The 25,770-nt window shown below is 65.5% G+C and carries 22 protein-coding genes; 8 read left to right on the forward strand and 14 right to left on the reverse strand.

The annotated features are described in order from the left end of the window. Positions 1 to 45: 45 nt before the first annotated feature. The 12 genes from clsB to A9974_RS05510 all read right to left on the reverse strand — a co-directional run bounded on the left by clsB (position 46) and on the right by A9974_RS05510 (position 13,305). A complete protein-coding gene (clsB, locus tag A9974_RS05455) occupies positions 46 to 1,257 on the reverse strand; it encodes a cardiolipin synthase ClsB (protein ID WP_183003136.1) in 1,212 nt (403 codons plus the stop codon). After that, positions 1,254 to 2,120 carry an endonuclease/exonuclease/phosphatase family protein gene (locus tag A9974_RS05460; RefSeq protein WP_183003137.1) on the reverse strand — a complete coding sequence of 289 codons (867 nt, stop codon included), beginning with the start codon at positions 2,118 to 2,120 and terminating at the stop codon, positions 1,254 to 1,256. The genes clsB and A9974_RS05460 overlap by 4 nt, the downstream gene beginning before the upstream one ends. Positions 2,121 to 2,443: 323 nt before the next feature. Next, the gene (gene aspS, locus A9974_RS05465) at positions 2,444 to 4,231 is read right to left on the reverse strand and encodes an aspartate--tRNA ligase (protein WP_183003138.1); all 1,788 of its coding nucleotides are present in this window, start codon (positions 4,229 to 4,231) and stop codon (positions 2,444 to 2,446) included. Between the two features lie 39 nt (positions 4,232 to 4,270). Beyond that, complete coding sequence (locus tag A9974_RS05470) at positions 4,271 to 4,936, reverse strand: DUF502 domain-containing protein (protein WP_183003139.1); 666 nt, start codon at positions 4,934 to 4,936, stop codon at positions 4,271 to 4,273. 17 nt (positions 4,937 to 4,953) lie between these two features. Further along, positions 4,954 to 5,283 carry an FmdB family zinc ribbon protein gene (locus A9974_RS05475; protein WP_183003140.1) on the reverse strand — a complete coding sequence of 110 codons (330 nt, stop codon included), beginning with the start codon at positions 5,281 to 5,283 and terminating at the stop codon, positions 4,954 to 4,956. A 247-nt stretch (positions 5,284 to 5,530) separates the two neighbouring features. Beyond that, the gene (locus A9974_RS05480) at positions 5,531 to 6,814 is read right to left on the reverse strand and encodes a putative Na+/H+ antiporter (protein WP_183003141.1); all 1,284 of its coding nucleotides are present in this window, start codon (positions 6,812 to 6,814) and stop codon (positions 5,531 to 5,533) included. A gap of 150 nt (positions 6,815 to 6,964) precedes the next feature. Then, positions 6,965 to 7,861: a hypothetical protein gene (locus A9974_RS05485; protein WP_183003142.1), complete on the reverse strand. Its 897-nt coding sequence runs from the start codon at positions 7,859 to 7,861 to the stop codon at positions 6,965 to 6,967. Then, positions 7,858 to 9,789 carry an iron-containing redox enzyme family protein gene (locus tag A9974_RS05490; RefSeq protein ID WP_183003143.1) on the reverse strand — a complete coding sequence of 644 codons (1,932 nt, stop codon included), beginning with the start codon at positions 9,787 to 9,789 and terminating at the stop codon, positions 7,858 to 7,860. The genes A9974_RS05485 and A9974_RS05490 overlap by 4 nt, the downstream gene beginning before the upstream one ends. A gap of 35 nt (positions 9,790 to 9,824) precedes the next feature. Beyond that, positions 9,825 to 10,733, reverse strand: a complete 909-nt coding sequence (locus A9974_RS05495; protein ID WP_183003144.1) for a fatty acid desaturase — start codon at positions 10,731 to 10,733, stop codon at positions 9,825 to 9,827. Beyond that, the gene (locus A9974_RS05500) at positions 10,717 to 11,493 is read right to left on the reverse strand and encodes a sterol desaturase family protein (protein ID WP_183003145.1); all 777 of its coding nucleotides are present in this window, start codon (positions 11,491 to 11,493) and stop codon (positions 10,717 to 10,719) included. Before A9974_RS05500 ends, A9974_RS05495 begins: the two co-directional genes overlap by 17 nt. 124 nt (positions 11,494 to 11,617) lie before the next feature. After that, positions 11,618 to 12,511 carry a 4-hydroxy-tetrahydrodipicolinate synthase gene (gene dapA / locus A9974_RS05505; protein ID WP_183003146.1) on the reverse strand — a complete coding sequence of 298 codons (894 nt, stop codon included), beginning with the start codon at positions 12,509 to 12,511 and terminating at the stop codon, positions 11,618 to 11,620. Positions 12,512 to 12,819: 308 nt separating this feature from the next. Continuing rightward, positions 12,820 to 13,305 carry a GAF domain-containing protein gene (locus A9974_RS05510; protein ID WP_183003147.1) on the reverse strand — a complete coding sequence of 162 codons (486 nt, stop codon included), beginning with the start codon at positions 13,303 to 13,305 and terminating at the stop codon, positions 12,820 to 12,822. 170 nt (positions 13,306 to 13,475) lie between these two features. On the opposite strand from A9974_RS05510, the gene A9974_RS05515 reads away from it, so the two are divergent. The 5 genes from A9974_RS05515 to A9974_RS05535 all read left to right on the forward strand — a co-directional run bounded on the left by A9974_RS05515 (position 13,476) and on the right by A9974_RS05535 (position 18,212). Next, positions 13,476 to 14,678, forward strand: a complete 1,203-nt coding sequence (locus tag A9974_RS05515; RefSeq protein ID WP_183003148.1) for a PLP-dependent aminotransferase family protein — start codon at positions 13,476 to 13,478, stop codon at positions 14,676 to 14,678. 100 nt (positions 14,679 to 14,778) lie between these two features. Continuing rightward, on the forward strand, positions 14,779 to 15,705 hold the full coding sequence (gene ubiA / locus A9974_RS05520) for a 4-hydroxybenzoate octaprenyltransferase (protein WP_183003149.1): 927 nt from the start codon (positions 14,779 to 14,781) through the stop codon (positions 15,703 to 15,705). Between the two features lie 70 nt (positions 15,706 to 15,775). Continuing rightward, entirely contained in the window at positions 15,776 to 16,180 is a 405-nt protein-coding gene (locus tag A9974_RS05525) for a DUF1090 domain-containing protein (protein ID WP_183003150.1), read from the forward strand. 317 nt (positions 16,181 to 16,497) lie between these two features. Beyond that, positions 16,498 to 16,893, forward strand: coding sequence for a DUF4148 domain-containing protein (locus A9974_RS05530; RefSeq protein ID WP_183003151.1), 396 nt, complete (start codon positions 16,498 to 16,500; stop codon positions 16,891 to 16,893). 200 nt (positions 16,894 to 17,093) lie between these two features. Beyond that, on the forward strand, positions 17,094 to 18,212 hold the full coding sequence (locus tag A9974_RS05535; protein ID WP_183003152.1) for a saccharopine dehydrogenase family protein: 1,119 nt from the start codon (positions 17,094 to 17,096) through the stop codon (positions 18,210 to 18,212). A 19-nt stretch (positions 18,213 to 18,231) separates the two neighbouring features. Here the strand turns inward: A9974_RS05535 and glcC are convergent, their stop codons facing one another. Further along, positions 18,232 to 18,996, reverse strand: a complete 765-nt coding sequence (gene glcC / locus A9974_RS05540) for a transcriptional regulator GlcC (protein WP_183003153.1) — start codon at positions 18,994 to 18,996, stop codon at positions 18,232 to 18,234. 238 nt (positions 18,997 to 19,234) lie between these two features. On the opposite strand from glcC, the gene A9974_RS05545 reads away from it, so the two are divergent. From A9974_RS05545 to A9974_RS05555, 3 genes are all read left to right on the forward strand, one after another. Then, a complete protein-coding gene (locus A9974_RS05545; RefSeq protein ID WP_183003154.1) occupies positions 19,235 to 21,409 on the forward strand; it encodes a malate synthase G in 2,175 nt (724 codons plus the stop codon). Between the two features lie 121 nt (positions 21,410 to 21,530). Next, positions 21,531 to 22,148, forward strand: coding sequence for a TetR/AcrR family transcriptional regulator (locus tag A9974_RS05550; RefSeq protein ID WP_183003155.1), 618 nt, complete (start codon positions 21,531 to 21,533; stop codon positions 22,146 to 22,148). Between the two features lie 308 nt (positions 22,149 to 22,456). Beyond that, positions 22,457 to 23,311 carry a cysteine hydrolase gene (locus A9974_RS05555; protein ID WP_183003156.1) on the forward strand — a complete coding sequence of 285 codons (855 nt, stop codon included), beginning with the start codon at positions 22,457 to 22,459 and terminating at the stop codon, positions 23,309 to 23,311. A gap of 63 nt (positions 23,312 to 23,374) precedes the next feature. Here A9974_RS05555 and A9974_RS05560 read toward each other — a convergent pair whose 3' ends face one another. Continuing rightward, a complete protein-coding gene (locus tag A9974_RS05560) occupies positions 23,375 to 25,249 on the reverse strand; it encodes an autotransporter outer membrane beta-barrel domain-containing protein (protein ID WP_255468040.1) in 1,875 nt (624 codons plus the stop codon). Positions 25,250 to 25,770: the final 521 nt, after the last annotated feature.

The raw sequence follows: 25,770 nt of genomic DNA on the forward strand, positions 1-25,770 counted from the left end.
AGGCCTGGCCTTCCAGTCCTGCAGTTTACCGCCGCGGCCGCCGGCTCAGTACTTGTCCGAAGTCCCCGTCAACGCCACGCCGATGCGCAGCAAGGTGTAGGACGCGGCGTCCACCCAGCGCCGTATCCAGCCGCGGCGCTGGTACTCCAGCGGCCGGATGAAGCGGCCGCCTTCCAGGATGGCCGTCTCGAGGCGTTCCTGCAGATCCCACGAGAACGGTTGGTCGTCCACCACCACATTGGCTTCGCGCGCCAGCAGCAGGCTGAAGGGGTCCAGGTTGGACGAGCCGACCGTAGCCACGTTGTCGATGACCGCCACCTTGGCGTGCAGGTAACTGGGCATGTATTCGTAGATCTCGATGCCGTCGCGCAGCAACTGGTCGTAGAGGGAGCGCGTGGCATGGTACTGCATGCGGTATTCGACCTTGCCTTGCAGCAGCAGGCGCACCCGCACGCCGCGCGCGGCGGCCTTGGCCAGGGCGCGGCGGAACTGCCGGCCGGGAAAGAAATACGCGTTGGCGATGAGGATGTCGCGCCGCGCCTGTGTGATGCCGTAAAGATAGGCGCGCTCGAAGGTCTGGCGGAACCGCAAGTTATCGCGCAGCACCAGCGCGGCGCGCAGCTCGCCGCAAGGCGCCACCGGCGCATGGCTGGGCTTGGTCAGCCGCATGCGGCTCCAGTCGCGCGGATGGCGCCGCAGGCGGGCCCAATTCAAGCGCACCCACAGCAGGTCCTGGGCGCAGGCCGCCTCGGTCACCACCGGCCCCTGCACCTGCACCGCGAAGTCGAAGCGTGGCGCCGAAATGCCGTCGGTCGGGTCCAGGTCGTCGTAGTCGTCGATGATGTTGATGCCGCCGATGAAGGCGATGCTGCCATCGACAACGGTGACCTTGCGATGCAGGCGCCGCAGGCGGCTGCGGGACGGAATGAATTTGGCGAACCAGCGCGGCTCGGGACGAAAGATGCGGCACTGCGCGCCGGCGGCCGTCAGGCGTTCGCGCACGGCATCAACCGTTTCCGCGCTGCCAAAGCCGTCCAGCACGACGCGCACCTTCACGCCGCGCCCGGCCGCGGCCATCAGGCAGTCCAGCACCTTCAGGCCGGTGCGGTCCAGCATGAAGATGTAGGTTTCCAGGTGCACGCTGACCTGCGCCTGGTCAATGGCCTGGCACAGCGCGGGGAAAAAATCGGTACCGTTCTGCAACAAGTGGATCTTGTTGCCCTCGGTCCATTCCAACTTGACCTGCTCGGCCTTCACGGAAGTTCCAGCTCGGCCAGCAAGGGGGAATGATCGGATAGCCTCGCCCATTCGCGGCCGCGCAGCACGCGCGCGCTGCGCACGGCAAAGCCGCGCTGGTAGATGCGGTCCAGGCGGAACCACGGGAACACGGCGGGAAACGTGCGCGGCGGCGGCAGCAACAGGCGCGAGCTGCCGTCCATGCCCAGCTGGTTGGTGCGTTCCATGACAGACACGCCGCTGTTGGGCAGCCCGCGCAAGGCGTTGCTCAGGCGTTTGACCGAATCGCGCAGGCGGGGCAATTCGCCGCCATGGCTGCGCGGCGCATGCGAGAAGACTTCATACAGTCCCAGCTGCTGCACGAACAGCGGCGCCAGCCGGTCGCCCCAATCGTTGAAATCGCCCGCGATCAGGATGGGTTCGCCATCCGGCACCATGCGTCGGATGCGCTCGGTCAGCGCCAGTATCTGGCGGCTGCGGCTGCCGGCGAACAGGCCCAGGTGCACCACGAAGCAGTGCACCGACCGGCCGTCGAGCTCGATGGTCGCATGCAGCAGGCCGCGTTGCTCCAGCCGGTGGTCGGAGATGTCCTGGTTTTCGTGATCAAGAATGGGAAAGCGCGACAACAGCGCATTGCCATGGTCGGTTTCATGGCGGACCGCGTTGCGGCCGTAGGCCACATCCAGCTTCAGCGCAGCGGCCAGGGACTCGTGCTGGGCGTCCAGCAACGACTTCTGTTCGTTACGGCCCTGGACCTCCTGCAGGAAGACCAGGTCAGGCCGCAGGCCATACAGGCCCAGGCGCAATTCATTCAGGGAGTCGCGCCGGCCCAGCGCCGAACGGCCCTTGTGGATGTTGTAGCTGACGACACGGATGAGCGACATAAAAGCGATGGCGCCTTTGAAAGCAGAGGAACCACAAGCCAGGCCCTGAAGCGCCCCGGCAAGCGCCGCCACAAAGCGGCGTTTGCCAGATTACCCCAATTCAGCAAACCCTAGCCGCAACAAAAAGCTGCTCACCGCAAGCTCAGTGGCTCCAAGGACACAGCACTCCGCAAACAAATGCTGCCTCACAAGCCGGGCCGCCGAGGATCCGGCTCCGCCGGTCCCTTGAGGCGCCCCCCTTGGGGGGAGGCGCCCCCGGCGCCTCAGGAGCTTACTTCAAGGCGCCTCCCTTGGGGGGGAAGCACTCCGCGCCTCGGGGGGACTTACTTTTGCTCTACGTTGCGCAGGCGGATGTGCAGCTCGCGCAGTTGCTTCTCGTCAACTTCCGAAGGCGCTTGCGTCAACAGGTCTTGCGCGCGCTGCGTCTTCGGGAAGGCGATCACGTCACGGATCGATTCGGCGCCGGTCATCATCGTGACGATGCGGTCCAGGCCGAAGGCGATGCCGCCGTGCGGAGGCGCGCCGTATTGCAGCGCGTCGAGCAGGTAGCCGAACTTCTCGCGGGCTTCCTCGGCGCCGATCTTGAGCGCGCGGAACACCTTGCTCTGCACTTCCTCGCGGTGAATACGGACCGAGCCGCCGCCGATTTCCCAGCCGTTCAGGACCATGTCGTAGGCCTTGGCGAACGCTTTGCTGGGATCCGTTTCCAGGAAGTCTTCGTGACCATCCTTGGGGCTGGTGAACGGGTGGTGGGCGGCGGTGTAGCGGCCGTCTTCCTCGTCGTACTCGAACATCGGGAAGTCGACCACCCACAGCGGCTGCCAGCCGGCCTTGAACAGGCCCGACTTCTTGCCGAATTCGCTGTGGCCGATCTTCACGCGCAGCGCGCCGATGGCGTCGTTGACAACCTTTTCGCGGTCGGCACCGAAGAAAATGATGTCGCCGTCCTGCGCGCCGGTGCGCTTGACCAGTTCGGCCAGGGCAGCGTCGTGCAGGTTCTTGACGATGGGCGATTGCAGACCGTCGCGGCCCTTGGCCACTTCGTTGACCTTGATGTAGGCCAGGCCCTTGGCGCCGTAGATGCCGACGAACTGGGTGTAGGCGTCGATTTCGCTGCGCGACATTTCGGCGCCACCGGGCACGCGCAGGGCGACCACGCGGCTGCCGGGCGCCGTGGCGGCGGCGGCAAACACCTTGAAGTCCACGTCGCGCATGACGTCGGTGATGTCGGTGAACTCGAGCTGCACGCGCAAGTCCGGTTTGTCGGAACCGTAGCGGCGCATGGCTTCGGTCCAGCTCATGATCGGGAACGGCTCGGCCAGGTCAACGCCCTGCACCACCTTGAAGACGTGGCGAATCAGGTTTTCGAAAATCTCGCGGATCTCGAATTCGTTCAGGAACGACGTTTCGCAGTCGATCTGGGTGAATTCGGGCTGGCGGTCGGCGCGCAAATCTTCGTCGCGGAAGCACTTGGTGATCTGGTAGTAGCGGTCAAAGCCCGACACCATCAGCATCTGCTTGAACAGCTGGGGCGATTGCGGCAGCGCGAAGAAGTGGCCGGCGTTCACGCGCGAGGGCACCAGGTAGTCGCGAGCGCCTTCGGGCGTGCTCTTGGCCAGCATCGGGGTTTCGATGTCGATGAAGCCCAACTGGTCCAGGAACTTGCGCGTTTCGATCGAAACGCGGTAGCGCAGCATCAGGTTGCGCTGCATCTGCGGACGGCGCAGGTCCAGCACGCGGTGCGTCAGGCGGGTGGTTTCCGACAGGTTGTCGTCGTCGAGCTGGAACGGCGGGGTGACCGACGCGTTCAGGATTTCGACTTCCTTGCAGAGCACTTCGATTTCGCCCGAGGCCAGCTCGGCGTTGGCGGTGCCCGCCGGACGCTCGCGCACCAGGCCGGTGACGCGGACGCAGAATTCGTTGCGCAGGCGCTCGGCGGTGGCGAAGGCGGCGTTATCCGGATCGAACACGATCTGCGCCAGGCCCGCGCGGTCGCGCAAGTCGATGAAGATGACCCCGCCGTGGTCACGGCGGCGGTTCACCCAGCCATACAGGGTGACGGTCTGGCCGAGATGGTCGCGGCAAACCTGGCCGGTGTAGCAGGTACGCATCGGGATAACTCCGTTGTGTGCTTGGTTGTAGCGTAAGGGTTACGAATCGGCGCCCGGCGCGTTCTGCGCGCCAGCCGCCGGAGAGAGCGGCGCCGGCCGGATCCCTGGCGCTGCGGCCGGGCCCGGGGCGACGACGCCCATGGAAACGATGTACTTCAAGGCCGCGTCCACGCTCATCTGCAGGTCCACCGTGTCGGCACGGGGCACTATCAGGAAAAAGCCGGACGTGGGATTCGGCGTGGTCGGCACGTACACGCTGATGTGGTCGCCAGGAAGATGGTCGGCCACCTCGCCGCTGGGCGTGCCGGTAACGAAAGCGATGGTCCAGCTGCCGGCGCGCGGGTATTGCAACAACACCGCGCGGCGGAAAGCCTGACCATTGGGGGCAAGCACGGTATCGCTGACCTGCTTGACCGAGTTGTAGATGGAACGCACCAGGGGAATGCGGCCCAGCAGGTTTTCCCACTGGTCCACCATGGTGCGGCCAAGCAGGTTGGCCGCGAAGATGCCCGTCAACAGCACCACCACGATGACCAGGACGAAGCGGAAACCGGGAATGTCGACGCCAAACAGCGATTCGGACGACAGAAAGCCAGGCACGAACCCTTCGAGGGTCGCGACCAGCAGTCCCAGCACCCACACCGTGATGACCAGGGGAACCCAGATCAGCAGGCCGGTGATGAAGTACTTTTTGATGACGCGCATCCGCATCGCGCGCGGTCTCAGGAAGCGGAAGCCGAGCCAGCGGCAGGCGCGGGGGCAGCAGCCGGTGCCGGCGTGCTGGCGGCGGGCGCCGGGCTGGCTGCCGGGGCGGCATTGTCGGATGACGATGCCGGCGCTGCGGCGCCGGTGGCCTGGTTGCCGCCACTGCCATTGCGGAAATCGGTGACGTACCAGCCGGACCCCTTGAGCTGGAATCCAGCCGCGGTCACCTGCTTGGAGAACGTGCTTTGGCCGCATTCGGGGCAAACCGAAAGCGGCGCGTCGGAAATCTTCTGCAAGACGTCTTTGGCATGGCCGCAGGCGCTGCACTTATAAGCGTAGATGGGCATCGAGGGCTCCCAGGCGCGGGCCCGGCGGTTCAATAACCGTCGGCCGGACGGATGCGGCGCCAGGATCGCCGGCAAGGCCCTGCGGACAGGGCAACGAGGCCGGGACTGGCTCTGCACCGGACAACGGGCGGGCAAGGCCGGAAAAATACGGGAAAGTCTTGAATTTTAGCGGTTTTTCATGAAGGGCCGGCGGCAACCTCGCGGCGGGCCTTTCGGGGCGGTCGCCAGGGCGCCGCCCCCTGCCCCGTCAGACGGGCAACAGAAACATCAGGGCGGCCACCAGCGTCGGGCCTAGGGCGGACAAAAACAGCCGCCCGGACGAGATGCTGCCATCCGGAAAATGGTTTTTCAGGATGGCAAACCCGGCCGGATTGGGCGCATTGGCGATGACCGTCAGTCCCCCCCCCGTCACCGCCCCGGCCACCAGCATGTAGCGCCAGGCCTCGCCGGTGCCTTCCACTAGCGAACCCAGGTAGGTCAGCGCGGCGTTGTCGGTCACTGCCGTCAGGGCAGTGGCGCCCCAGAACAGCACGAAGGGCTCCAACCCGCCCAGCAGGTCCTGCAGCCACCATTTCTGCAATCCCCCCAGCACGACCAGCCCGGCCAGGAAGAACCCCACCATCAGGCCTTCCTTGATCAGCAGGCGGTTCTGGTGGCGCTTGTAGGCCTCGGCAAAGCCGATGAACATCATCAGCAGGCCGAGGAAAATGGCGGGATGATGCGCGCTCAGTACGACGGCCACCAGAAACACCAGGTGGATCAACATCACCACGGCCGGCACCGGCGCACGCTTATCCTGGCCCTCGGGCGCATCCACGCCGCCCCCCGTGCCCACCGAGCGCTCCAGCAGCGCCTTGCGGCACACGAAAGTCAGCAGGCCGGCGTTCAGGCAGACGGCCACCGCCGCCCGCCAGCCAAAATGCTGCGCCATGAAGGCCGAATCCCAGCCGAACGTGGACGCCACCATCAGCACCGGCGGCGCCGCATACGAAGTCAGCACGCCGCCGATCGACACGTTGACGAACAGCACGCCCAAGGTCAGGTACTTGAAGCCGGCGCGCCCGCTGGTGCGGAAATACGCGTCGCGCAACAGGATCGCCGCCAGCGTCATCGCCGCGGGTTCGGTGATGAACGAGCCGCCCAGCGGCACCAGCGACATCACCACAAAGAAGGTCGCCAGCTCGCGCGGCAGCGGCACCACGCGCGCCGCCAGGCGCACCAGCAACCCCACCAGCTCCAGGATCGGGCGACTGGCCGCCACCACCATGATGGCGAAGACGAACAGCGGCTCGGTGAAGTTGCGCGTGTCCATGTAGTCGATGGCCGCGGACGGCCCGGACAACGCCGCCATCGCCACGATCAGGGCAAAGGCCCAGACGCCGAACACCGCCTCCACTTCCGAGAACAGATGCCAGAAGCCGGCATGCGGCCCGCCACGGTGGGCGAGGCGGGCAAACACAGGGACGGAAAAGGTATGAAGCACCGCCACGACAAACAAGACAGTGGCAAGGACTTCGATGGGCTGAGACATTGCAAGCGCTTCCGAAATAGACATTCAGGCCGCGCGAGCGCGGCCTGGCGAGGCACGGCGGACAAGGGTCGCAATATAGCGCAGCCACTTTGCCCTGCCACGCGGGGACAACCCGGACTTGCATCCGGGCCGGGCTGCGGTCCGCGATCCTCAGGCGATCGGCGCGGGCGGCTCGGCGCCGGCCTGGGCGGCCTTCATTTCCATCAGCAGGCTGTGCAACATCTCGGTCGACAGGCCATGCAGCACGAGCCGGTACCCGGCACGCAACGTCGACATGGGCACCAGCGGATGGCTGTTGTTCACCAGAATCAGGTGCTGCGGCGCCCCCAGCAGCTTGGCTGCATAGATGCCGATGGTCTCATCCAGCTGCAGCGAGTTGGCCGCGCGCCAGAAATCGTTGTCGGTCAGCATCAGCTGATACAGCGGCGTGAACAGCTCGATGGCGCTTTGCAAATCCAGAAAATTCAGCTTGCCTTGCGGCATGTCTTCCAAACGCAGGTCCGGATCGCGAATCATCGAGAAATCGACCCGCTCCGGCGCATGCATTTCCACGCCGGCGTCGCGCAACGCCTGGTTCAGCCGAATCACGAAATTGAACAGGTTCAGGTCGTGCTTGACGAACAACTCGTCCTTCAGGTCGTCGATCTCCATCGGCTCGAGCGGCGTGGTGGTGATGCGCACCGGCGAGTTCGCCGCGATGAACGACAGCGCCTGCGCGCCCAGGTGGAAATGCCGCAGGATCAGCCAGTTGGCCTCGGGCGACACGAAGCGCTTCAGGCCCCACGCCAGGATGCGGTGCAGCAGCCGGGAATGCGACCAGCGGCGCGGCAGGAAGGTCTTGATGACCTGGATGAGGATGATGAACGCGCGCGCCAGCGGCCGCAGGAACGGCAGCAGATACTGGCGCGAAGCGCAGCTCGAATCCGTCAGCCAGGCCTTCTTGACCTTGTCCGGCAGCGGAGTGCTGCGGTCCAGGTACAAGGCCAGCCACGGGCTCGGATCGGCGGGATCATGCTCCTTGGCAAGGAAATCCGGTTCCTTGTTCATGTGGCATCGTCCTCCATCACATGATGAAACTGCATCAGGTACAGCGCGGCCGTGCGGCGTGCGGTATCGACGATGCGCCGCTCGGCGCGGCCGTCTTCGTCGCAGTCCAGCGCCAGCTCCACCGCGGTCAACCAGCGAGCCAGGTGGTTTTCGTCATTGTGGCCATGGTATTCCAGGAAGCGGAACGCATCGGGCGGCAGCGTCAGGCTGGCCTTGAGCAGCGGCAGCAGCGCCGGCACGATGCGCTGGCCGGTGCCTTCGATGATGTAGATGGCGCCCAATAGGCCGATCGGGTCGCGCGTGGCGGCCAGGCTGTGCAGATAGGCGTTCAGGGCCTCGCCGCCGGGGTTGCGGCGCAGCAGATCGATGTTGTCGATCGCGCCGCCGGCCGTGCGGTAGTCCTGGAAGAGGATCTGGAAGTCGTTCTGCTCTTCGCCGGCGTGCATGTCGATCAAGGCGGCCAGCGGCTGGTATTGCTCGGTCAGCGAGGCCGCGCCTTCGCGCATCCATTTGCTGCCTTCGCGCACCTGCGGAATCCAGTTTTCCATCCAGTTCAGGTAGTCGGCGGTCTGGAACTGGCGGTTGCGCAGACGCCGCACCACCGGCGTGCGCCAGACGCGCGACCGGTAGTCGTGCCAGATCGCCGCCAATTCGGTCAGCAGCTGGCCCAGGCCCTGGGGCGCCATGTCGGGATCGTGCGGCGGCGCGATCGCCTCGGCATCCGCGCTATGGGCGTCTTCGTACCCCTTGGCCGCCGGCGCGGCGCCGGAGGACACGGCCACCGTGGCACCCTGCACCGCCTCGGCTTCCAGCAGCATGTAGGCGGCCATGAAACGGCCCGACTCGGGGATATAGCAGAAGATCTGCTCACCCGGCTTGACCTCGCGCGTCTCCAGGAATTCGGCCAGCATGATCAGGATCGATGCCGCGCCCGTATTGCCGCGCCAAGCCAGGTTGCTGAACCAGCGCTCGCGCGGGATCACCAGGCCGGCCTTCTCCATCAGGTCTTCGACCACCGGGATGAACTTCTCGGACGAGTAGTGGCACAGGAAGTGGTCCACCTGGTCCGGGTCCAGCCAGCCGTCGCGCACCAGCTTGGCATATTCATGAATACCGATGTCGAACAGGTGCGGCAGCAGCCGGATGTCCTGGCGCAGCGACAAGGCGCCATCCGCCTCGGCCTCGTTCCACGACGGATAGTCCAGGTGCCCCTTTTGCCGGTCGGCCGACAGGCCCAATTGCATGCACACGGGGTAATCGCCCGAGAAGGACCGCTGGTGCACCCATTTCAGGCGCAGCCGCACGCCGCTGGAGGCGCCCGGCAACGGCCGCCCGCCCTGGCCCAGCAGCACCGCGCCAGCGCCGTCGGACAGCATCCAGCGCAGGAAGTGCGCATCGAAGTCGGCGTCGTAGCCGCGCGCCGCGAAGCGCGAGCGCTTGAACAGCCGCGACGGCAGTTCGGCGGCCACGGCCAGCGCGCGGGCATGGCCGCCCATTTCTACGCCTTGCGCGGCCGTCTGGATGGCGGACACGCCCGCGGCGCAGATGCCATGCACCGACAGGGTTTCCATCGGATGGGCCGCCAATTCGCCCTGGATCATGTTGGCAAAGCCCGGCATCAGCGCATCGCCGCCGGACGACCCACTGGTCAGCAGCGACACGTCCGCCAGGTCGCCGTCGTTGCGCCGCAGGCAATCACGGATCGCGTTGGCGGCCAGCTGCGCATTGGTGAAGACCGTGGCGCCTTCCGGGTCAATCGCGTAGTAGCGCTGCTTGATGCCGTTTTCGGCCAGGATGCGGGTCTTGATGCGGCTGGACATACGGTTCAGCGGCGCGATGTAGCTGTCCATGGCCTCGTTGGAGACGGGCTCGCCCGGCATGAAGTAGCCGGCGCTTTCCAGATAGACACGATTAAACGCGATAGGCATGACGGGTCTCTAGTGGCAGGTATTGGTAGGCGGTGCTAGCGCACGTGCTCGGGCGCCATGCACGAGCGGCTGCGAAAGCGCGGCAGGAAGGTGCCCAGCACGAACACGCGGAACATGTAGGGGGTCAGGCCGCCCTCGTTCAGCGCGGGCGTCACGCGGGCCCGGTAGTGGACGCGATGCAGACGGGTCAGTTCGGACCAATGGGCGCGCGGGTGCTCGTGGTGCGCGGTGTGCAGGCCGATGTTGAACAGCAGCGGATTGACCAGTCCTTCGAAATTGCGGGCGTAGTTCAGGCCGGCCACCGCTCGCGGTCCGCCGTCGGCATGCGCGTGTTGCAGGTAGTTGGTGGCCAAGAGCCAATGCAGGCCGTGCAGCTGCGGCACGATGACGAACACCAGCGCCTTGACCGGATTCACGGCCAGCAGGCCGCCCCACAGCCCGAGCCAGGCGCCGTACTGGCACAGGCAATAGCGCCAGGCGCCCGGCCAATGCCGGCGCAGGCGGCCCAGCCAGGTGAAAAACAGCGGATACAGCACCCAGACGGCTTGCGCCGGGTGGATCAGGTAGCCCCACAGGTGATTGGTATCGCCGCCGAACCGGTAGGTACGCGCCGCGTCCAGCGCGCCATGTTTGTAGCGATGATGGGTGGCCACGTGCGCCGGATAGAACACGAACGTGGGATGCCCCTGCAGCAGCGTGATCCAGAAATCGGTGGCCCGGTTCGTCCAGCGCCCCCGCCACATGCGGATGTGTGTGTGATTGTGATGGATCACCCCGATGCCCAGGGTCAGGAACAGCATCAGCGCGTACAGCGGCCACCAGAAGCCATGAAACCACTGCCACGCCGCCAGAACGGGCAGCGCGGCCAGGTACGCCAGGCTCTGCCAATCGCGTCGGTTGCGCAGCGCAGGCAACCGGCGCCGCTGCTTAAGCCTGTCCGCCAAGCGATTCTCGCTTTCGGAAAGCCTCCAGCTGGGCCCCGGCCGCCTCGGCCTTCAGCCGGGTGCGGAACAGGCGGTCCATGAAGGTGAACTGGAAGCCGAAATTGCCGTTGTAGCAAGCGTGGTGCAGATGGTGCCGGCGGCTGGCGGCGAACCAATGTGAATAGGACACATTGGGGAAAAAGTCATAGTTGGCGTGGCCGATGCAATTGAAGAACAGGCTGAACAGCGGCACCGACGCCAGCGACCAGAAGCTGAAGTCGTGCAGCACCATCGGCAGCATGATCACGTTGCCCAGCATCAGCGCTTCGATGGGGTGAAAGCTGTAGGTCGAGAACGGCGTGGTCACCACCGACCGGTGATGCGGCAAATGGAAGCGGCGCAGCAGCTTGGTGTGCAACAAGCGATGGTTGACCCAGAAATGCACGTCGTTCCAGGCCACCAGCACCAGGATTTCCAGCGTGATCTTCTGCCAGCTGGCGTCCGGATCCAGGTGCGCCCAGCCCAGCTGCAACAGACCCCACGGAAAAATCATGCCGGTGCCGAATAACAGGACCGACAGGCCCGATTGGGCGAACTCGCGCCGCAGCTGGCCCGGGGCCAGAGGCCGAGGGTCCAGCGGCCGGCCGATGCCCAGCGCGGGCAGGATGTGCTGGGTCAGCAGCCAGGTGGCCGCGCCGAAAAGCAGGTAGATGCCGCCGAAGAACAGCAGGCCCGCCAGCATGACTTGCCAGGCGGACAACGCTACAAAAGCTTGAGCCATGAACGTTTTGTTTCACCCCGGAGAATGGCGGCATCATAAGCAATCCGTCAGCATCCCGCTGAGACATTTATTACCAAATGAATCTGAGCGCTAAAAAGCCGCCGTCCAGGCGGCTCCAATCCCGCTACTGGCAGGGAAACTGCCGGTTCAGGCCCGCCACGGCGGCGTCCATGCGCAGCGCCAGCGCCGCGCTGGCCGTGGGCATGGGCTGGCGCAACTCGTCGCTCAACAGGCCCTGGCGTCCCAGCTGGGCCTTCACCGGGCCGGGATTGGGCTCGGCGAACACCAGCTGGATGATGGGCGCCAACGCCTGGAACAGGCGGCGGGCCAGATCCAGCTGCTGCGCCTGCACGGCCTGGTACATGGCCACGAACAGGTCGGGGCGGATATGCGCGGCGGCCGCGATGATGCCGGCGCCGCCCAGGCACAGCAGCGACAGCGATTGCAGGTCCTCGCCCGCCAGCACGGCCATGTTGCCGTCGGCGATCAGCGCCAGCGTCTTGTCCAGCGATCCGCCGCAGTCCTTGATCGCGGCGATATTCGGATGCGCAGCCAGCGCCAGTAATGTCGCAGTCTCGAGCGATGTGCCGGTACGGTAGGGAATGTCGTACAGCACCAGGGGAAAGCGCGACGCATCGGCCAGGCAGCGGAAATAAGCGGCCGCGCCCTCCTGGCCGGGGCGCACGTAGTACGGCGCGGGTGCGAGGATGCCGGCCAGCGGACGGGTGCCGAACGCCGCCAGGCGCTGCAGCACGTGGCCCTGGTGGTTGCCGGCCAGGCCCATCACCACGGGCAGGCGGCCGGCCTCGGCCAGTACGGCATCGAGCACCGCCAGCTGCTCGGCGTCATCCAGCGCAGCGGCCTCGCCCGTGCTGCCGCAGACGACCAGGCCGTCCACCCCGGCGGCCAGGAAATGGCGCACCAGGCGGCGCAGGGCGCCGCCATCCACGGCGCCGCCGGAAAACGGCGTCACCAGGGGAACCCAGACGCCTTGGAACAGAGATTGACGAGTTTGCATGAACACTCCTTCGGTGTAAGCGGACCGTGGTTGGGCCGTACAGAAGTGCTCGGGATACTAGGGGGTGCGCACGAAGGCGCCATGGCGCCGCCGAGAGGCCGCTGTTCCGTCGCCCATCTGACGGAACAGCATGCTCCGGTCAGATGAGCGGCTGTTTTTTGGATTTCAGGCCGGCGCAAACCGTCGCCACGCCCAGGGCGCGGAACAGGTAAGCGGATTGATTGGCCTGACGAATCATGAATGGAATAAAGAGGTTGATACGGCCGCTGACGGCCGATGCGCAAATCTACCGGGCCGCCACGAGCCTGTCAACGCAGGTTGGCCAGGAACACGGCGCATAGCGCCTCCATGCCCTGGCGGTCGTCTTCGTCGAAGCGGTCCGGCACCGGGCTGTCCACGTCCCACACGCCGATGAGTTGGCCTTGGTGCAGCAGCGGCACCACGATCTCGGAGCGCGATGCGGCATCGCAGGCGATATGGCCGGGGAACGCGTGCACATCAGGCACCAGTTGCGTCTGGCGCTGGCTGGCGGCCGCCCCGCACACGCCGCGGTTCAGCGCGATGCGCACGCAGGCCGGCTTGCCCTGGAACGGCCCCAGCACCAGTTCCGTGCCGTCGAAGAAGTAGAAACCCACCCAGTTCAGGTCGGGCAAGGCCTGGTAGGCCAGCGCGCTGAGATTGGCGGCATTGGCAATGCGGTCGTGCTCGCCGTCCAGCAAGGCGCGAGCCTGCTTGGCCAGTTCGGCGTACAGCGCGGCCTTGGATTCGGCGGCGATCGGAGCGGCTTCAAACATATTGATAAATGTAACTGTACAGGCGATTATCGATACAAGTGATTTTAGGGGCTTGCCGCGATAAAGGGGCCGGCTCGCCTCGCTGTGGGACAATAGTTTACGCAGTAACGTCTTTTCTGCGCCGTTGTCATCACCCTTCCGCCCCCCTCTTCTTGATTAAGAAGCAAGCCATGGACAAGCCTTTCGAACCTGCGTTTTCCTTCTCGGAACGCGCCCAGCAACTCACTAGTTCCGCCATCCGCGAGATCCTCAAGGTCACCGAGCGGCCCGAAGTCATTTCGTTCGCAGGCGGTCTGCCGGCGCCCGGCGGCTTCCCGGTAGAAGTAGTGCGTGCGGCATTCGACAAGGTATTGGCCACCAACGGCCGCGCGGCCCTGCAGTACGGCCCCACCGAAGGCTACGCGCCGCTGCGCCAATGGGTCGCCGACGACCTGAACCGCGCCGGCGCCAACGTTGCCGCCGACCAGATCCTGATCGTCTCCGGCTCGCAGCAGGCCCTGGACCTGCTGGGCAAGGTGCTGATCGACAAAGACAGCAAAGTGCTGGTCGAGGACCCCAGCTACCTGGGCGCCCTGCAATCGTTCAGCCTGTACCAGCCCAAGTTCGTGCCGGTGCCCACCGACGAAGGCGGCCTGATCCCCGACGCCATCACCCCTGAACTGGCCGATGGCGCGCGCTTCCTGTACGCGCTGCCCAACTTCCAGAACCCCACCGGCCGCACGCTCAACCTCGAGCGCCGCATCGCACTGGTCAAGCGCGCCGCCGAGCTGAACCTGACCATCATCGAAGACGACCCCTACGGCGAACTGCGCTACGCAGGCGAGCCGCAGCCGGGCCTGATCGCGCTGGCCGCCGAGTACGGCGCCAACGTGGTGCGCCTGGGCACGTTCTCCAAGGTGCTGGCCCCCGGCCTGCGCCTGGGCTACATCGCCGCCGCCCGCCCGCTGATCAACAAGCTGGTGCAGGCCAAGCAAGCCACCGACCTGCACACGCCCACGCTGACCCAAATGGCCGTGTACGAAATCGTCAAGGACGGCTTCCTCGAAGAGCACCTGCCGAACGTGCGCGAAATCTATCGCGCGCAGGGCAGCTGCATGCTGGAAGCCATCCAGCGCGAATTCCCCGCCACGGTCACCTGGACCAAGCCCGAAGGCGGCATGTTCATCTGGCTGACGCTGCCCGAACACATCGACAGTACCAAGCTGCTTGAAAAGGCCATCGCCCAGAACGTGGCGTTCGTGCCCGGCGCGCCGTTCTACAGCGGCGCCGGTCGCGCCAACACGCTGCGCCTGAGCTTTGCCACCGTGCCGGAAGACAAAATCCGCACCGGCATCGCCATCCTGGGCAAGCTGCTCAAGGAATACACGGCCTGAAAATCCGGCCCTGATCTGCCTTGACGGTCCAGCGGCCGGGCGCAATGCCCGGCCGTTGTTTTATGCTGTCGGCTTTCCTCCCATTACTTTCGCCGTGACAGTGAGCGCTCCGCAACAACCTCCCGTCGACCTCAGCGACATCGTCTTCACCGACTGGGTCGAGCGCTGGCTGCCCAAATCGTGGCGGCCCTACGCCCGCCTGTGCCGCCTGGACCGCCCCATCGGCACCTGGCTGACGCTGCTGCCCTGTATCGCCGCGCTGATCCAGGCCGCGGGCGGCCTGCCCGACCTGCAGCGCCTGATCGTCTTTTCGGTGGGCGCGCTGCTGATGCGCGGCATCGGCTGCACCGTCAACGACATGTGCGACCGCAACTTCGACAAGCACGTCGAACGCACCCGTTTCCGGCCGCTGACCAGCGGCCAGCTGACGATGCGCAACGCGGTCTGGTTCCTGATCGGTCAGTTGCTGGTCTGCGGTTCGCTGCTGTTCTTCCTGAACGGCATGAGCCGCTGGCTGGCCTTGGCCGTGCTGCCCTTCGTCTTCATCTATCCGCTGTGCAAGCGCGTCACCTATTGGCCGCAAGTGGTGCTGGGCATTTGCTTCAACTGGGGCATGCTGATGGCCTGGTCGGACACGCAGAACCAGGTTCCCCTGGCCGCCGTGGCCATGTGGATCGGCGCGGTGCTGTGGCAGGTTGGCTACGACAGCATCTACGCCTACGTCGACGTGCGCGACGACCGCAGCCTGGGCCTGCATTCCACCGCCATGCGATTCGGCGACCAGGGCAAACTCTGGATCGGCGGCTTCTACCTGGCCACCGTCGTCCTGTGGGGCTGGGGCGGCTATGCCATCGGCATGTCGTGGGCCTATTACATGGGCATCGCCGCCATCGCGGTGCACCTGGCGTGGCAACTGAAGGTCTTCGACATCCAGCGACCCGACCGCAATTTCATGCTGTTCCGCGCCAACCTCTGGCTGGGCGCACTGCTGGTTGCCGCCGCGCTGGCGGGCACGCTGATCGCTTGATGCCGCGCATTGCGGGCCACGCCCGCATGCGCGATGATGGGGTCCCCGACACGCCTTACGGAGACACCGCATGCCTGCTTTGACCAAAACCCTGACGGCTCTGGCTTGCGCTTGCGCGCTGCTCGGCGCCCTGCCCGTCCAGGCCGCCACCGACTGCTCGGCGCAACGCGGCTGCGCCGCCAAGTTCTGCCAGATCGAAAACGACATCGCCGCAGCCAAGGCCGACAACAACTCCCGCAAGGTGGCCGGCCTGCAGAAAGCGTTGGCTGAAGCGAAGGCGCACTGCACCGACAGCCGCCTTCAATCCCAGCGCGAAGCCGACGTGCGCGACAAGCAAAGCAAGGTCTCCGAACGCGAGGCCGAACTCAAGGCCGCCCGGGCCAAGGGCAAACAGGACAAGATCGACAAGGCCCAACGCAAGCTGGACGAGGCCCGCGCCGAGTACGACGCCGCCCTGGCCGACCTGAACCGCTGATTGTTCCCCTGCCAGCCCCGGGACCGCCCCCGGGACTGCGCGCCGGCTTCCCCCTGTTCTGCCCCCTGTCGCCCGAGGCACATTGCCCGGGCGACTACCACCTATTGCGTCATCAAATGGAAATATCGCCACCTATGGTGCCATTTGAGAAGTTCCTCGGTGATTAGTACGTATTTTGGAAAGATGTTTTCAGGTAATAAGGGTTTATCCCAGGGTTGTTTAGGCACAGAATGCATCTCATCGGGACACAGCAAGCGAACCCCCAGCAATCAGGCCAGAGGTTCGGATCCCAAGCTCAAGACATATGGAGGTCTGCTATGAAAACCCTTGCTACCGCTTTGATGCTGTCCATGTCCGTTCTGGCTGCTGCCGGCGCCCAAGCCGCTGAAGCCGACCAAGGCCCCTCGCGCGCCCAGGTTCAAGCCGAACTGCAACAAGCCAAGGTTTCGGGCCAATACACCTTCGGCGAAGAAGGCTACCCCGCCGCCATCGCCCAGAAGTCCAGCCTGACCTCGCAACAAGTGCAAGAGCAACTGGCCCAAGCCAAGAACGCTGGTGAAGTGACCTTCGGCAACATGGACTACCCGCCCGTCGCCCACGCCGCCGCTGCCTCGTCGCTGACCCGCGCCCAAGTGCAAACCGAACTGGCTCAAGCCAAGACGGAAGGCCTGGTCACCTTCGGCAACATGGACTACCCCCCCATGGGCAGCTGATCGCGCGGCCTGATCATCAGGCCCGGCAATCACCCCTAGAGCCCTCCGGCCCCGCCGGAGGGCTTTGTTTTTGACGAATCGACATCAAATTAAGTCATAACGGCATTACTTAAAGCCGTTACGACGCTTTAGTCTCTACAAATCGACAGCGCCCGCGCATAGGATGAGGCCAACCCATCCCCCTCACGCAGGAGCGCAATATGTCCACCTCCACCAAGCCCGTCCTTCTCCTGGGCGCCGGAAAAATCGGTTTCGCCATCGCCCTGATGCTCGAGCGTAGCGGCGATTATTCGGTCTTGGTCGCCGATCAGGACCCCGCGCGCCTGCGAGCCGTTGCCGAACTCGGTTGCGACACGCGCGAGATTTCCGATGACGCATCACTGGCGCGCTGCATCGAAGGCCGCTACGCCGTGGTCAACGCCCTGCCTTTCCATCGCGCCATTACGGTGGCGGGCCTGTGCGCGCAAGCCGGCGTCCACTATTTCGACCTGACCGAAGACGTCGCCAGCACGCACGCCATCCAGGCGCTGGCCGCCGACGCCCACAGCGTGCTCATGCCGCAATGCGGCCTGGCGCCGGGCTTTATCGGCATTGTCGGCAACGCGCTGGCGCGCCGCTTCGACACCCTGCTCGACCTGCGCATGCGCGTGGGCGCGCTGCCGCGCTACCCCTCCAACAGCCTGCGCTACAACCTGACCTGGAGCACCGAAGGGCTGATCAACGAATACTGCAACCCGTGCGAAGCCATCGTCGACGGGCAATTGACCAGCGTGCCGGCACTGGAAGGCTACGAGACCTTTGCGCTGGACGGGGTCGAATACGAGGCCTTCAATACCTCGGGCGGGTTGGGCACGCTGCCCGCCACGCTGCTGGGCCGAGCCCGCAACGTGGATTACAAGTCGGTGCGCTATCCGGGCCACTGCAACCTGATGAAGCTGCTGCTGAACGATCTGCGCCTGCGTGACCGCCGCGACCTGCTCAAGAACATCTTCGAAACCGCTATTCCCACCACCGAACAGGACGTCATCGTCATCCAGGCGCAGGCGTCCGGTTATCGCCACGGCCGGCTGGAAGAAGAGTCCTACCCCATCCGTATCTTCGGCGCCGACGTCGACGGCCATCGGCTCAGCGCCATCCAGTTGTCGACCGCAGCCGGCATCTGCGCGGCGCTGGATCTGGTCGCGCAGGCCGCGCTGCCGCAAAAGGGATTCGTGGGGCAAGAGCAGATCGCGCTGGAAGCGTTGCTTGGCAACCGCTTTGGCCGGGTCTACGCGGGCAAGCCGCTGGCCCTCGCGACCGCAATGACCGAAGACCGTTAAATCCTGCGCGCTAGCCGCGCTACGTCCAGCCCTCGAGGCGCAACGTGGCGCGCACCAGGCGCTGCTCTTCCTGCTCGATCTCGGCCAGGTTCTGCCGCACGCTATCCACATGATCGGCCGCGGCGCGGCGCGCCTGCTCGGGTTGGCGCCCGATCACGGCGTTGAACAGCTTGGCGTGCTGCTTGTCGATCTGCCGCTTTTCCGGCTCGCGGTGATACAGGTTGTTGACGCACGCGAACACTGAACCCAGCATCAGGTCGTTCAGCGACTGCAACGTGTGCACCAGCACGGGGTTGTGCGATGCCTCGCAGATGGCCAGGTGAAACGCGTGGTCCAGATGCGCATGCGTGGCCGTGTCGGCGGCGCCGACCGGCGCGTTCACCATGTCTTCGTAGCGCCGCCGGATCATGATGAAATCCGCCTCGGTGCCGCGCAGGGCCGCCAGCCGGGCCGAATCCGCCTCCAGCAGCGAGCGGACCTCAAGCAAGTCATACAGCGTGCGCGGCTGCGAGTTGAACAGGTGCATCAGCGGGCCCGCATCCACCTTGGACATGCGCGCCACGAACGAGCCCTTGCCCTGCGAGGTATGGATAATCTCGCGCGCGCGCAGCAGTTTGAGCCCCTCGCGCAGCGCCGTGCGCGACACGCCCAGCTTTTCCGTCAGGCGCCGTTCGGACGGCAGCGCCTGGCCGGCCTTCAAGACGCCGTCCAAGATCAGGCGCTCGATGCGCTCGGCCACCTCGTCCGCCACCTGGCGGGGTTTCGCTTCTGTTTCGGCGTGCATGCGTTCTCCGTACCAGTGGTATGACCAAGTAGCCCGTGCAAATAGCCTGCCAAGCCATCCCTACTGTAAGTAGCTGATATAAAACCATAAAAAAACGATGTTTGCCTGGCGACAGATAAACAAACTGGTATGACCAGCTGGTTTTGATATGGACTTTGGCGCAAGCGCGAACGATGATGTCATGACAGATTCGCCCGGCGCGCGCGCCGCCCAGACCTCCATACCATCAGAGATCCGCATGACTCAACGCACCCAGCACCACGGCCTGCAAGTGGCGGCCAATCTCAGCCAGTTCATCGAAAAGGAAGCGTTGCCCGGCTCCGGCCTGGATGCCGACGCTTTCTGGAAGGGGTTCTCGGCCCTGGTGCACGACCTGGCCCCCAAGAACCGCGCCCTGCTGGCCGAACGCGACCGCCTGCAGGCCGAGCTCGATGCCTGGCACCGCGCCCACCCCGGCCCCATCAGCGATCCGGCCGCCTACCGCAAGTTCCTGGAAGGCATCGGCTACCTGCTGCCGCAACCGGCCGCCGTGCGCGCCACCACCGACCACGTCGACACCGAAATTTCGCAACAGGCCGGCCCGCAGCTGGTGGTGCCGGTGTCCAATTCGCGCTACGCCCTGAACGCCGCCAACGCGCGTTGGGGCAGCCTGTACGACGCGCTCTACGGCACGGACGCCATCCCCGCCACGCCCGGCGATACCGGCAAGGGCTATAACCCCGAGCGCGGCGCCGCCGTCATTGCCCGCGCCCGCAGCTTCCTGGACACGGCCGCGCCGCTGGCGCAGGGCTCGCACGCCGACGCCCGCGGCTACACCGTCAAGAACGGCCAGCTCAGTGTCGCGCTGGCCAACGGCGCCACCACGCTCAAGGCGCCGTCCCAGTTTGCCGGCTACCAAGGCAGCGCCGAAGCGCCCACGGCCATCCTGCTCAAGAACAACGGCCTGCACTTCGAAATCCAGGTCGACCGCAGCCACGCCATCGGCGCCACCGATGCCGCCGGCGTCAAGGACGTCCTGGTCGAAGCCGCGCTGACCACCATCATGGACTGCGAGGATTCCGTCGCGGCGGTCGACGCCGACGACAAGGTTCACATCTACCGCAACTGGCTCGGCCTGATGAAGGGCGACCTGACCGAAGCTGTCACCAAGGCCGGCAAGACCTTCACCCGCAAGCTCAACGCCGACCGCCAATACACGCGCCCCGACGGCTCCCCGCTGAACCTGCACGGCCGTTCGCTGATGTTCGTGCGCAACGTCGGCCACCTCATGACCAACCCGGCCGTGCTGGATCGCGACGAGCAAGAAATCCCCGAGGGCATCCTGGATGCCGTGGTCACCAGCCTGGCTGCCCTGCACGACCGTGAGCGCAAGCTCAATTCGCGCACCGGCTCGGTCTACATCGTGAAGCCCAAGATGCACGGCCCGGCCGAAGCCGCCTTCGCCAGCGAACTGTTCGACCGCGTCGAAGACCTGCTCGGCGTGCCGCGCAACACCCTGAAAATGGGCATCATGGACGAAGAGCGCCGCACCAGCATCAACCTGAAGGCCTGCATCCAGGCCGCGGCATCGCGAGTCGCGTTCATCAACACGGGCTTTTTGGATCGCACCGGCGACGAAATGCACTCCAGCATGGAAGCCGGCCCCATGCTGCGCAAGGGCGACATGAAATCCACCGCCTGGATCACCGCCTACGAACGCAACAACGTGCTGGTCGGCCTGGACGCCGGCCTGCGCGGACGCGCCCAGATCGGCAAGGGCATGTGGGCCATGCCGGACCTGATGGCCGCCATGCTGGAACAGAAGATCGCCCATCCCAAGGCCGGCGCCAACACCGCCTGGGTGCCGTCGCCCACCGCCGCCACCCTGCATGCGCTGCACTACCACCAGGTCGACGTGCAGGCGGTGCAACAGGAGCTCGAACGCACCAAGCTCGACAGCGTGCGCGACGACCTGCTGGCCGGCTTGCTCACCGTGCCGGTCGGCGACCGCTCCAAGTGGTCCGCCGCGGACATCCAGCAAGAGCTCGACAACAACGTGCAAGGCATCCTGGGCTACGTGGTCCGCTGGATCGATCAGGGCGTGGGATGCTCCAAGGTGCCGGACATCCATAACGTCGGCCTGATGGAAGACCGCGCCACGCTGCGCATCTCCAGCCAGCACATCGCCAACTGGCTGCGCCATGGCGTGACCAACCGCGACCAGGTCATGGAGACCTTCAAACGCATGGCCAAGGTGGTCGACGGCCAGAATGCCGGCGACGCCAACTACCTGCCCATGGCGGGCAACTTCGACAGCTCGCTGGCCTTCAAGGCCGCCTGCGCGCTGGTGTTCGAAGGGCTGACCCAGCCCAACGGCTACACCGAGCCGCTGCTGCATAAGTTCCGCCTGGAATTCAAGGCCGCCCAGGCCTGACGGCCCGGCAGGCCCTGCCCCGGAACCGGACCGCGCAAGCGGTCCTTTTTTTCGTTGCCTGGCCGCAGCGCGCGACGCAACGAAAATCCGCTTTTTCGCACGATCGTGCTAAATTGTCGCCATGACTGCCCTGACTGAAAAGAGCGAACTGACTTTCGCGGCCATTGTGGACGCGGCCTTGGACTTGGCCGCCGCCCAAGGGCTCGAGAGCCTGTCGCTGGGCCAGGTAGCCAAGCGGCTGGGCATCAGCAAGAGCGGGGTGTTTTCCCGGGTGGGCTCGCGCGAAGCCCTGCAGCACGCCGTGCTCGAAGAATACGATCGCCGCTTCGTGGCCGCCGTCTTCACGCCGGCCATGGCGTACCCTCGCGGCCTGCCGCGGCTCAATGCACTGGTGGCTCACTGGATCGACCGCGCCTGCCACGTCGAACTGCTTACCGGCTGCATCTATGTCGCCGGTGCCTTCGAGTACGACGACGTCGATTCCCCCCTGCGGCCGATAGTCGAGAACCATCTGCGGGGATGGCGGGCGGCCATGGTGCGTACCGTGCACCAAGCGCTGGAGGCAGGCCACCTGCGCCCCGACACAGACCCCGAGCAATTGGTTTTCGAGGTCTACAGCCTAATGATCGGATTGATGCATGACGCCCGCTTCCTGCGGGACCCCAAGGCCCACGAACGCGTGCGCGCCGCCTATGAACGCCTGATTTCCACGTATCGCAGTTTCAAGTACATCGAGTAGTCACATCCGACGCCGGCGCGAGCCGGCATTTCTTGCAGTCAATTTCGCACGGTCGTGCGAATTCATGAACGGAGCAGGCCATGGTCTTTTACATAGCAGCAGCGGTCGCCATCGCGGCGCTGGCGCGCATCTGGTTTCTGTGGCGTGCCCTGCTGCGCCAGTTGCCGGACTGCGCCCGGCACCTGGTCTTGTTCTAAGGCCGCCCGCCGCTCATCGCGGGCCACGCTCCAGCGCAGCCAGTGCCATGAAGTTCCCGCCAGCGGGCGTCCCGGTCTATATTTCGTATTCACTTCCCGCCCTTGCCCCCAATGTCGCGCTCTGTTCATCTACTGATCATCGATCCGCAGAATGATTTCTGCGACCTCCCCAAAGGGTATCTGCCCGCCGATCCCCTGACCGGGCAGCCGATCGCGCCCGCGTTGCCGGTACCCGGCGCGCACGCCGACATGCAACGGCTGGCGCGTTTCATCGACGCCACCGCGCCGGCGCTATCGGCCATTACTGTGACGCTGGACTCGCATCATCGGCTGGACATCGCGCACCCGACCTTCTGGCGTACCGGCGACGGCCGCCCCGTCGCACCGTTTACGCCGATCACTGCCGCGCAGGTGCGTTCGGGCGCCTTCCACCCGCGCCATGTCGACGACCTGCCGCGCACGCTGTCCTATCTGGACGAGCTGGAAGCGCGAGGCCGCTACACGCTGATGGTATGGCCGGTGCATTGCGAAATCGGCACCTGGGGCCACAACGTCCATGCGGATGTCCGCGCGGCCTACAGCCGTTGGGAAGACGAACGCCAATTCATCGTGCGCAAAGTGCCCAAAGGCACCAACCCGTGGACCGAACACTACAGCGCGCTGATGGCCGAAGTGCCCGACGCTGACGACCCGCGCAGCCAGCTCAATCGCAACCTGCTCGATTCGCTGGACCGCGCCGACCTGATCGTTGTCGCCGGCGAAGCCGGCAGCCACTGCGTCAAAGCCACGGTCGAACATATCGCCGAATACCTGCCGGGCGGCAACCTGTCGCGCGTCATACTGCTGACCGACTGCATCAGCCCGGTCACCGGCTTTGCCGATGCGCAGGCGGGTTTCCTGCAACGCACGCGCGATCTGGGCATGCAAGCCCGCAGCAGTGTGGACATGGCCCGCGCGCTGGCCTGATGAAGGCCAACCCGCAGATCCCGATGCTTGGCCATCCCACACGAATGAATAGGCGTTGCCGCCTCAGAATGCCCACCTCACATTGATCGTGCCCGCGTTCTCGCGCGTATTGCTGGCAAATTGACCCGAGTAAGCGATACCGATCGTCGCGGAGCGCGAGACCGCCACATCCATGCCCAGCTCCAACAGCGCCGCGTCGCGTGCGATCGCGGCGCCGGCAACCGTGAACGTGCTGCCTCCGTCCAAAGCCATTTTGGACACCGGCTTCACGTCGCCGAAAGCATGACGCCAGCCCAACGTGCCGCGCACGGCGCCATCCAATCGGCCCAGCGACCAAGGCGTCTGCGCCCGCAAACCCAGCGTAGTGATCGTTTGCGTGTCATGTGCGCTGCGCCCGGACAGCGCAGCTGCCCCCCCGCTTTCTGAAAAGCCGCGCGTGCGTTGATCGCTCCAGGCCACGCCTGCAAATGGCTCCATCGTGACGCTCGAAAATCGCATCGCGTAGCCCAATTCCGTAAACAGCTGGCCGGTGCTGGCGCCGTAGTCAGCGCGCAAAGTCTGGTTCAGCCCAGGCAGGGCAACACGCCGCTCGCTGGAAATGTCGTGCCAGGTATACGCCGCGCCCAGCAGCCAATTCAAGCGGTCCTTGCCCACTTCGAATGCCTTTCCTCCGTATATCACCGCGCTATAGCTATCGATGTCGGACTTGGACGACCGGTCATCCACCGTCAATTTGCCATTGGTGTAGCCCAAGGCTGCGCCAAGCCGCCAACCTGCGCCGACAGCGCGATCCGCGCCCACGAACACGCCCCCCGTCGACTGCCGTCCTGCCGGTGCATTGCCGTCGCCATCGAACCGCTGCCAGTTGCCGATGACCTCCGCCCAAGCCGGCAGGGCTGCGGAGTAAGGCAACGCCGCCTGACCGGATACGGCGTTGGTGGCGCCGGCTTGCGCCGTTGGCGCGCCCGGCATCATGCCAGCGCTCAGATTGGCGCGTAGATGATTCAACGGAACGCTGCGGATTGTTGCCGCACCGGCCTGCAACGCGGATCTCTCGCTGGTGTGCATATCGCCGGACAGGGCCGCGAATGCCGCAGGAGGCGCCCCGCTCTCCAAGTTCAGCACGGCGCGATACACCTCGTTGTTCGCGGGCATATGGTCGATGGTTGCCGCGACGGCCTTCTGATTGCTCGTCACCGCGGCATCCGCGAAGCTGATCGGCTTGCCGCCCGATGACTGTCTCTGCATGAGCAGTTCCACATCCATCAGACCCTGCACCAGCGATGGCGTCAAAAAGGCAAGGTTGGACGTCGCGCCAGTAAATCCGCCAGCCATTGTCAGACCCGCCCGGACAATGGTGTATCGCGTGTTCTCCGCCCAGGCTCCCGGCGAAGCCAGGACCCTCACCGTGCCGCCGACATTCGCCACATTCGTCACGTAGATCTGGTCAGCTTGCCCTGCGGCATTGGCGCGTACCTCGTATACCGAACCGCTGCCCATCAGCAGACTGCCATCGATCGTGACCGAAGCCGGCAGCCCGCTTGCGCTGCCCACGGCCAGCGTATTGCCGCTGCCCGAGAAGGTCACATCCCCCGTCGTAACGGCACCCTCCCATAGTTCGAGTCGGTTGCCGCTGCCTTGAAAGAGGACGGCTTGGCGAAACGTCTGTCCCTGGTACAGACCGCCCACCATCGTCCCGCGGTTGACCACCGTGACGTTGTCGCCTGCCAGCACGGCCAGGCCGCCTTCCGCCTGGGCTGCGCCCGCCATTCCTCCGTCGCCGCCGCGCAGAGTGCCGAAATTGATCAATGAGCCGGAACCGATCGATACCGCGGCGCCTCCCAATCCCGCGCTGTTACCCGAGCCTGCCGCGCCGCCCGCGCCCCCGATTATCTGTCCGCCGGCATTGACCTGGACGTTGCCTTGAGTCATCACCATCCCGACGCCACCACCGCCGGCGTTGCCAGCCGACGGACCTCCCGCGCCGCCGATCACGGCGCCACTCACAGTGATTGAACCGGCGCTCGCCGCGATGCCTGCTCCGCCGCCGCCGGCACCGCCGGCCGCCGGCAAAGAGAGGGTATTCGTGCCTGCGCCGGCCCCGCCCGTGACCGTGACCCCACTCAGGATATCGATGGCTGCCCCCCCGGTGGACAAGAGACCCGCTGCACCGCCGCCTCCGCCACCCACGCCCACAGGCGTTGGAGCCGCACTGACACCGGCCGTGCTGACTGACTGGACGTACGAACCCGACCCCGTGATCACCGAACCCGAACCTATCGTGGCGCCATTGCCGCCGAGTGAAGGGCCGGGCGTGGTGCCGTCCGTAACGCCCCCCCCACCTCCGCCACCCGAACCCTGGCTTCCGCCGCCACCGCCGCCTCCACCGTTCACAGGGATGAGCGGGCCGGGTACGCCTGCGAGACCGCCTGGGCCTCCCTGCGGGCCGCCGCTAGATC

It is taken from the genome of Achromobacter sp. UMC71, assembly GCF_014170305.1.
Classification (GTDB): domain Bacteria; phylum Pseudomonadota; class Gammaproteobacteria; order Burkholderiales; family Burkholderiaceae_B; genus Achromobacter.

Coding starts and splice junctions, on each gene's coding strand:
- A9974_RS05460 (WP_183003137.1), bottom strand. CDS start 2,120: ATGTCGCTCATCCGTGTCGTCAGCTACAACATCCACAAGGGCCGTTCG.
- aspS (WP_183003138.1), bottom strand. CDS start 4,231: ATGCGTACCTGCTACACCGGCCAGGTTTGCCGCGACCATCTCGGCCAG.
- A9974_RS05470 (WP_183003139.1), bottom strand. CDS start 4,936: ATGCGCGTCATCAAAAAGTACTTCATCACCGGCCTGCTGATCTGGGTT.
- A9974_RS05475 (WP_183003140.1), bottom strand. CDS start 5,283: ATGCCCATCTACGCTTATAAGTGCAGCGCCTGCGGCCATGCCAAAGAC.
- A9974_RS05480 (WP_183003141.1), bottom strand. CDS start 6,814: ATGTCTCAGCCCATCGAAGTCCTTGCCACTGTCTTGTTTGTCGTGGCG.
- A9974_RS05485 (WP_183003142.1), bottom strand. CDS start 7,861: ATGAACAAGGAACCGGATTTCCTTGCCAAGGAGCATGATCCCGCCGAT.
- A9974_RS05490 (WP_183003143.1), bottom strand. CDS start 9,789: ATGCCTATCGCGTTTAATCGTGTCTATCTGGAAAGCGCCGGCTACTTC.
- A9974_RS05500 (WP_183003145.1), bottom strand. CDS start 11,493: ATGGCTCAAGCTTTTGTAGCGTTGTCCGCCTGGCAAGTCATGCTGGCG.
- dapA (WP_183003146.1), bottom strand. CDS start 12,511: ATGCAAACTCGTCAATCTCTGTTCCAAGGCGTCTGGGTTCCCCTGGTG.
- A9974_RS05510 (WP_183003147.1), bottom strand. CDS start 13,305: ATGTTTGAAGCCGCTCCGATCGCCGCCGAATCCAAGGCCGCGCTGTAC.
- A9974_RS05515 (WP_183003148.1), top strand. CDS start 13,476: ATGGACAAGCCTTTCGAACCTGCGTTTTCCTTCTCGGAACGCGCCCAG.
- A9974_RS05525 (WP_183003150.1), top strand. CDS start 15,776: ATGCCTGCTTTGACCAAAACCCTGACGGCTCTGGCTTGCGCTTGCGCG.
- A9974_RS05530 (WP_183003151.1), top strand. CDS start 16,498: ATGAAAACCCTTGCTACCGCTTTGATGCTGTCCATGTCCGTTCTGGCT.
- A9974_RS05535 (WP_183003152.1), top strand. CDS start 17,094: ATGTCCACCTCCACCAAGCCCGTCCTTCTCCTGGGCGCCGGAAAAATC.
- glcC (WP_183003153.1), bottom strand. CDS start 18,996: ATGCACGCCGAAACAGAAGCGAAACCCCGCCAGGTGGCGGACGAGGTG.
- A9974_RS05545 (WP_183003154.1), top strand. CDS start 19,235: ATGACTCAACGCACCCAGCACCACGGCCTGCAAGTGGCGGCCAATCTC.
- A9974_RS05550 (WP_183003155.1), top strand. CDS start 21,531: ATGACTGCCCTGACTGAAAAGAGCGAACTGACTTTCGCGGCCATTGTG.
- A9974_RS05555 (WP_183003156.1), top strand. CDS start 22,457: ATGTCGCGCTCTGTTCATCTACTGATCATCGATCCGCAGAATGATTTC.
- A9974_RS05560 (WP_255468040.1), bottom strand. CDS start 25,249: ATGGTGATGACTCAAGGCAACGTCCAGGTCAATGCCGGCGGACAGATA.